This window comes from uncultured Limosilactobacillus sp. (assembly GCF_934202235.1).
GTDB lineage: Bacteria > Bacillota > Bacilli > Lactobacillales > Lactobacillaceae > Limosilactobacillus.
The window spans coordinates 1-6,253 of sequence record NZ_CAKPXS010000062.1 but is presented as its reverse complement, the minus strand read 5'-3'; the positions used below and the strand labels follow the sequence as shown (position 1 = coordinate 6,253).

Here is a 6,253-nt window from a genome sequence, read left to right as displayed (position 1 = left end):
ACTGGCAGCTACCGGCCCACGTTAGTGAATAAGAGGAGGAATTCAGATGAGTTTTATTGAGACATTAAAAGGCCAAGTTCGCAAACAAGAAAAAACGATTGTCTTCCCTGAAGGCGGGGATCCCCGTGTAGTTTCCGCCGCCGCTAGACTGGCTGCCGACGGACTGATTGTCCCACTAGTGTTAGGCAGCGATGCAGAAATTCAGCAGGCTGCCAGTAAAGCCCATGTTGACCTGAGCGCGGTAAAGGCCTTAGATCCGGCAGCTTACCCCGTAGCTGACCGTCAGGCAATGCGTGGCGCCCTCTTGGAGCGGCGTAAGGGGAAGAATACACCAGCAGAAGTTGACCAGATGCTGTCAGATGTTTCTTACTTTGCGACCATGTTGGTTTACATGGGGAAAGTGGATGGGATGGTCTCCGGTGCGGTTCATTCTACTGGTGACACTGTCCGGCCTGCTTTGCAAATCATTAAAACCAAACCAGGCATTAAACGGATCAGTGGTGCCTTCATTATGCAAAAGGGTGACCAACGCTACGTCTTTGCTGACTGCGCGATTAACATCGAATTAGATGCTGCCACCATGGCTGAAGTAGCGCTCGAAAGTGCCAATACTGCCAAACTGTTCGGGATTGACCCCACAGTCGCCATGCTGAGTTTTTCCACTAAGGGCTCAGCAAAGGGGGACATGGTGACAAAGGTCCAGGAGGCAACAGCATTAGTTCACCGCCAAGCACCTGACCTGGCAGTGGATGGCGAGCTGCAATTTGACGCGGCAATCGTCCCGTCAGTTGGGCAATTAAAGGCACCTCAGTCAGCCGTTGCTGGTCACGCCAATGTCTTTGTTTTCCCCAGCCTGGAAGCAGGAAACATTGGTTATAAGATTGCCCAACGGTTGGGTGGCTTTACTGCCGTTGGCCCGATCTTACAGGGACTCAATGCGCCGATTGCAGACTTATCAAGAGGGGCTAGTGCGGACGATATTTATCAGGTAGCAATCATCACTGCTGCCCAGGCCCTTTAACCGGAGGCGGTTAGATGAAGGAATTGATGATGACTAGTAGAGACGCGACCATTAACCTCGGGAAACAGGTCGCTGGTCAGTTACGTGCTGGTGACGTGATTGTTCTCAAAGGTGACCTTGGGGCGGGGAAGACTACCTTTACCAAGGGATTAGCTGCGGGGTTAGGAATACCTGATATGATTAAGAGTCCCACCTTTACTATTATTCGCGAATACCGTAGTGGGCGGCTGCCACTCTATCATATGGATGTTTACCGCTTGGAAAACGGTGGTGGTGATGAACTGGGGTTAGAAGAATATTTCGATGGCGACGGCGTTTCCGTTGTGGAATGGCCACAGTACGTTGCCGACGAGCTGCCAGCAGAATACCTGGCAATTAACTTTCAGCGAACCACGAAGGAGAGCTCGCGAGTGATCAGTCTGCAACCGCACGGTAAGCACTTTGAACAGCTAGTAGAGGGGTTAAACGAGTAATGGCTGAAGAAGAAACAGAAGTCCGGATCGGTCCGGCAGAACCAGCTGATGCGGCCGCACTGGTAACCTTTTTAAAACAAGCGAGCCAAGAAAGTGATGCTGTTCAGATTACTAACTTGTCAAAGCTCACGGCGGAAAATGAAGTAGACCAGCTGCAGGCCATTGCCAGAAGTAATAGTTGCGAAGTGGTGGTTGCCCGGCTGGGGAGGCAAGTGGTTGGCGTAGCAACGATCATGGTTACCCCAGATCAGCCCGTCACCGGTGAACTCGGCTTATTAGTTGGCAAACAATTTTGGCACCAGGGGTTGGGAACAGCCTTGTTGGAAACGATCCTTGACTGGTACCGTCATGGTAGTGAATTAACCTCTTTGGTCCTGGACGTGTTTGCAGATAACAAGCGGGCAATTGATCTTTACCACCGTTATGGTTTCGTCGAGAACGGGCTCCAAAATTATCCCACTGACAATGGTCGTGATCGCCAAATGGTTCACATGTTATACATGGAAAAAAGTAATTAAATGCAAAGATCCCTGGACTAGTGGCAGTTACTACTAGTCCAGGGACCTTTTTTAAAGGGAAGGTCGGTCAACAACGCTGACCGGTAAGATGGTGGTTGAACCACCGCATTTTCTCGTTTGGATTTGGTTCAGGAGGTGGTGAGCAGCAATGTTACCCATCAGTTCCATATCTTGCTTTAGCAGGTAAATTCCATCCGCCACGTACTGTGACCAGGACCAGTCATCAAAGCTGATTAAGCCAAAATCCTGGGGGAATTGAAGGTGGCGTTGCTGACAGATATTTAAGATATCAAAGAGGACCGGCCCCATTAAGGAAATGACGGCTGTCCGTCCACGGAGTCGGGCCAGCTGCTGTGGGAAGACGTCTGCCAGCCATTGACGATCGTGACCACGGGTTTCAATATTATGAAAGCTAAGGCCCAGTTCGTTGGCGATCGATTGCAGCCCGCTGATTCGGGGGATTTGTCCCGAGGCCTGAGCAAAGTGGGCGCTAATCGATAAGATATTGTCGTAGCCGCGTTGCTGAATAGTTTGCCCCACTCGGTAGCAAGCATCACAATTAGCACTGGTCACCATGCTGATGTTGGCCGGGAGGTCATCCACTTCCCGGTCCACCACGACCAGCGGGATGTTGCGGTCAACGATGGAAGCAAACTGTTGGTAGTAACGCGAATCTGGTTGGACAATAATACCATCCACCTGAAGTTCGTACAGTCGTTCTAGGGACCGCTTTTCATTTAAAATGGAGTTATTAGTGTTCATCAGGACAATATCGTAGCCTACCGGCTGGAGAACGTCACCGATTCCCTTGGCCAGCAAGGTGGAGAAGACGTTGCCAATGTCACCGACGAGAACACCAACAGTATGACTTTGGCTGGTTCGTAGACGGCGGGCAGACGCTGTGGGGAAAAAGTGTAATTCCTTGATTGCTGCCTCAACTTTTTGCCGAGTTGCTGGGCGCATTTTTTCGTAGTGTCCGTTAATGATTCGGGAAACCGTGGTAACGGAGACGCCAGCCTTATTTGCCACGTCCTTGATTGTGACACGTTCAATCATGTTTCAGTCATCCTTCATTTTTGTCTAGTATTAGGATACACCAGTCAAAGAAAAACACCACCATTACGGTGGTGTTTTTCCGTTTAGCGGATCCCACTTTTACACGAAGAGTGAAATGGTGTAAACCGCACCAAGGCCAGCAATGGCCAGGACGGATGTTAGTGTTGACCAGGAAAGGAGCGTTTCCTTGAGGGAAAGGCCAAAGTATTCCTTAATCATCCAAAAACCAGCGTCGTTGACGTGGTCGCAGAAAACCGAACCTGCACCAATGCTGAGAACCATCAGTGCCGACATTGCCGAGTTAGCGCCAAATTGCTGGGCCATTGGCGCAACGAGGCCAGCAGCCGTCATTGCGGCAACGGTTGAAGAACCAAGGGACACCCGCAGCAGTGCGGTGATGATCCAGGCCGCCAGGATTGGTGACATGTGGGTGGAAGCAAAGAGGGTCGAAATGTACTTGGAGATCCCCCCGTCAACCAGAACCTGTTTGAAGGCCCCACCACCACCGATGATCAGCAGCATGACAGCAATCTGCTTGACGGACAGGACCATTGAATCAGTCACTTCCTTCATCGACTTCGACCGGTGAATCCCCATCGTGTAGATGGCCAAGAGTAAGGAGAGTAACATTGCCAAGTCAGGTGCACCGACGAACTGGATGAACTCGTTGACGGGGTTGTGCTTTGGGAAGACAAATGAGCAAATCGTAGCGAAGGCAATCAGGATGACCGGCATCATCGCAGTCAGCACCGAAATTACGAAGCCCGGGGTTTCGTCCAGCTGAAATTCGCGGTATTCACCAAGAACCGAAATATCCGTGTTCTTTCGGTAAACTTGTGGGTAGACCTTCTTCAAGAACCAGTTGAATCCCGGACCAGCGATTAAGATCGTTGGAATCGCAGCAATGATCCCTAGTAAAAGGACGTGTCCAAGGTTGGCCCCCAGAATCTCAGTAATGGCCGTCGGTGCCGGGTGTGGCGGTAAGAACGCGTGAGTGGTGTTCAGCGTTGCCGCCATCGGAATTCCCAGGTACATAAGCGGCATGTCTAATTCGCGAGCGATGATGAAAATAATTGGTAAAACAACAACCAGGCCAACTTCAAAGAACAGTGCCAAACCAATAATGAAGGAAGCAAGAATGACTGCGACCTGAATCCAGCGCCGACCAAACTTGTCGATTAAGGTTGTTGCAATCCGGTAACCACCGCCGGCGTCTGAAACCAGTTGGCCAAGCATTGACCCGAAACCAAAGATAATTGCCAGGTGGCCAAGCTGACCGCCAATCCCAGTTTCAATTGTTGTGGGGATCTTCGTCAGGGGAAGTCCCAACAAGAGAGCAGTGATAAAGGACGTAATAATTAAGGCAACGAAGGTGTTGAGCTTCAGCTTGATAATCATAAAAATAAGCAGCAGCACACCAATTAAGACAATGAGTAAGGGCATGATAAATCCTCCTAAAAGTTAGTCTTGCTGTAGTTGAGCAATTTGACCATAAGCGGGGGTCAATATAGTTTCGAGTGACTTGAAGAGTGGTAGGTATCGCTGGTAAGTGGTTACGGCCGTCCTTTGCGGCTGGTATGATTGCTGCTCACCAATGAAGTTTTGCACGGCGGAATAGCTGTCCACCATACCAAGTGACTTCATGGCCACCGTGATGGCCCCGAGACACCCAGATTCAAATGACTGGGGAATATTGACGGGGCAGTTGAGGACATCGGCCAACATTTGCCGCCAAACAGGTGATTGAGAGAAACCACCTGTTGCTGTCACACTGGTTGGTTGGCCGACAAGGTCACAGACAGCTTGGAAAACCGTCGCGATGTTCATATTAATGCCTTCCAGGACTGCGCGGAGCATATCGGCCCTCGTGTGCAGGTTGGTTAAACCGAAGAAACTGCCACGGGCACTAGCATTCCATAATGGCGCTCGTTCACCACCAAGAAAGGGGTGGAAAATGAGGCCGTGAGCACCGGCAGGAACGTTTGCAATCACGTTATTGGCTAAGGTGTAGGCGTCAGTTTGTTCGTTCTTGACGGCACTGGCGTCAACCAGGTGTTCAACAGCCCACTGGAAAACGTCGCCACCGTTATTCAGGGGACCGCCGATGACCCATAAACCGCGATCCAGAGCGTAACAGAACAGCCGTTGTTGGGGATCAATTAGTGGTTGATGACTAATGACCCGGACACCTGCCGAGGTCCCGATAGTAATGGCGACGGTATCCTGCTTGATGGCACCGACCCCTAAGTTGGAGAGGGCACCATCAAAGGCGCCATAAACAAAGGGGGTGTCGACCGGAATTCCCATCGCGGCTGCAGCCTGCGGGTGAAGGCCGCGTTCCTGGGTGGTCCCCGCAACAATTGTTGGTAGCTGTTGGCGGGTGATTCCTGTTGATTTAAGCGCTTGCTCATCCCAGTCACAGGTCTTGATATTCATCATTCCCGTGCAACTGGCAATTGAAATATCAACTTTGAAAACGCCAAAGAAACGGGCAAAAAGATACGATTTAATATCGCCAATGAAATCAGCCGCGGCGAGTTGATCCGGATGCTTATCCTTCAGCCACAGCAGCTTGGTGAGTGGTGACATCGGGTGGATCGGAGTACCCGTGCTTTCGTAGAACCGTTTGCCGAGTGACGTTTGCTTAAGCTTGTCAGCTTGGCGACGAGCTCGTGTATCCGCCCAGGTAAGGGCCCGGCTCAGCGGCTGCAGCTGTTTATCCAGGAGGATTAAACTCTGGTTGGCTGACGAAAAAGAAACAGCCATTAACTGGTCATGGGCGAAATCAAGTTGTGCGGCGGCGTCGTGGATCACCTTTTCTACCGCTGTCCCAATCTGTTGTGGATCTTCTTCAGCCATCCCACTAATGTCACGATAGAGGGGGTAGCCCAGGCTAAACTTATTAATCACGTGGGCATGTTCGTCATATAACACCGCTTTGGTGCTGGTTGTTCCAACATCAACACCGATCAGATAGTTCATTGGTTTCTCCTTTCGATTGATGAAAGCGTTTTGGTTTATCGTTACACCGGATAATATAGCGAACTTGGTAAGCGTTGTCAATACCCATCTGTAAATAAATGAAACGTTTTCCTGCAGAAACAAAAAAAGGCTCTTTGTCAAATCCTGTTGATGGGTAAGAATCAGGCTTAAGCGGCCTGGTTCTTTTTTTGTGCCATTTGGCG

Annotated in this window: 7 protein-coding genes; 3 read left to right on the top strand and 4 right to left on the bottom strand. The window is 50.5% G+C overall.

Annotated features, from left to right (window positions below; genetic code table 11):
- The first annotated feature begins 46 nt into the window (after nt 1-46).
- From pta to Q0E49_RS07620, 3 genes are read left to right on the top strand one after another with little or no spacing between them, the layout of a single operon-like run.
- A complete protein-coding gene (pta, locus tag Q0E49_RS07630) occupies nt 47-1,021 on the top strand; it encodes a phosphate acetyltransferase (RefSeq protein ID WP_295747672.1) in 975 nt (324 codons plus the stop codon).
- A gap of 14 nt (nt 1,022-1,035) precedes the next feature.
- Entirely contained in the window at nt 1,036-1,494 is a 459-nt protein-coding gene (gene tsaE / locus Q0E49_RS07625) for a tRNA (adenosine(37)-N6)-threonylcarbamoyltransferase complex ATPase subunit type 1 TsaE (protein ID WP_295747670.1), read from the top strand.
- Nucleotides 1,494-2,012 carry a GNAT family N-acetyltransferase gene (locus Q0E49_RS07620; protein WP_295747668.1) on the top strand — a complete coding sequence of 173 codons (519 nt, stop codon included), beginning with the start codon at nt 1,494-1,496 and terminating at the stop codon, nt 2,010-2,012. Before tsaE ends, Q0E49_RS07620 begins: the two co-directional genes overlap by 1 nt.
- A gap of 51 nt (nt 2,013-2,063) precedes the next feature.
- Here the strand turns inward: Q0E49_RS07620 and Q0E49_RS07615 are convergent, their stop codons facing one another.
- The 4 genes from Q0E49_RS07615 to Q0E49_RS07600 all read right to left on the bottom strand — a co-directional run.
- The gene (locus tag Q0E49_RS07615; protein ID WP_295747666.1) at nt 2,064-3,068 is read right to left on the bottom strand and encodes a LacI family DNA-binding transcriptional regulator; all 1,005 of its coding nucleotides are present in this window, start codon (nt 3,066-3,068) and stop codon (nt 2,064-2,066) included.
- Nucleotides 3,069-3,167: 99 nt separating this feature from the next.
- Complete coding sequence (locus tag Q0E49_RS07610; RefSeq protein ID WP_295747664.1) at nt 3,168-4,511, bottom strand: gluconate:H+ symporter; 1,344 nt, start codon at nt 4,509-4,511, stop codon at nt 3,168-3,170.
- A gap of 18 nt (nt 4,512-4,529) precedes the next feature.
- Entirely contained in the window at nt 4,530-6,050 is a 1,521-nt protein-coding gene (locus Q0E49_RS07605) for a gluconokinase (protein WP_295747662.1), read from the bottom strand.
- A partial coding sequence (locus tag Q0E49_RS07600) for a hypothetical protein (RefSeq protein ID WP_295747659.1) occupies nt 6,028-6,253 on the bottom strand: 226 nt, incomplete at its 5' end. The genes Q0E49_RS07605 and Q0E49_RS07600, both read right to left, overlap by 23 nt.

Bases quoted from the DNA above. Each gene is read 5' to 3' on its own strand.
- Q0E49_RS07615 (WP_295747666.1), bottom strand. From the start codon at position 3,068: ATGATTGAACGTGTCACAATCAAGGACGTGGCAAATAAGGCTGGCGTC.
- Q0E49_RS07620 (WP_295747668.1), top strand. From the start codon at position 1,494: ATGGCTGAAGAAGAAACAGAAGTCCGGATCGGTCCGGCAGAACCAGCT.
- tsaE (WP_295747670.1), top strand. From the start codon at position 1,036: ATGAAGGAATTGATGATGACTAGTAGAGACGCGACCATTAACCTCGGG.
- Q0E49_RS07610 (WP_295747664.1), bottom strand. From the start codon at position 4,511: ATGCCCTTACTCATTGTCTTAATTGGTGTGCTGCTGCTTATTTTTATG.
- Q0E49_RS07605 (WP_295747662.1), bottom strand. From the start codon at position 6,050: ATGAACTATCTGATCGGTGTTGATGTTGGAACAACCAGCACCAAAGCG.
- pta (WP_295747672.1), top strand. From the start codon at position 47: ATGAGTTTTATTGAGACATTAAAAGGCCAAGTTCGCAAACAAGAAAAA.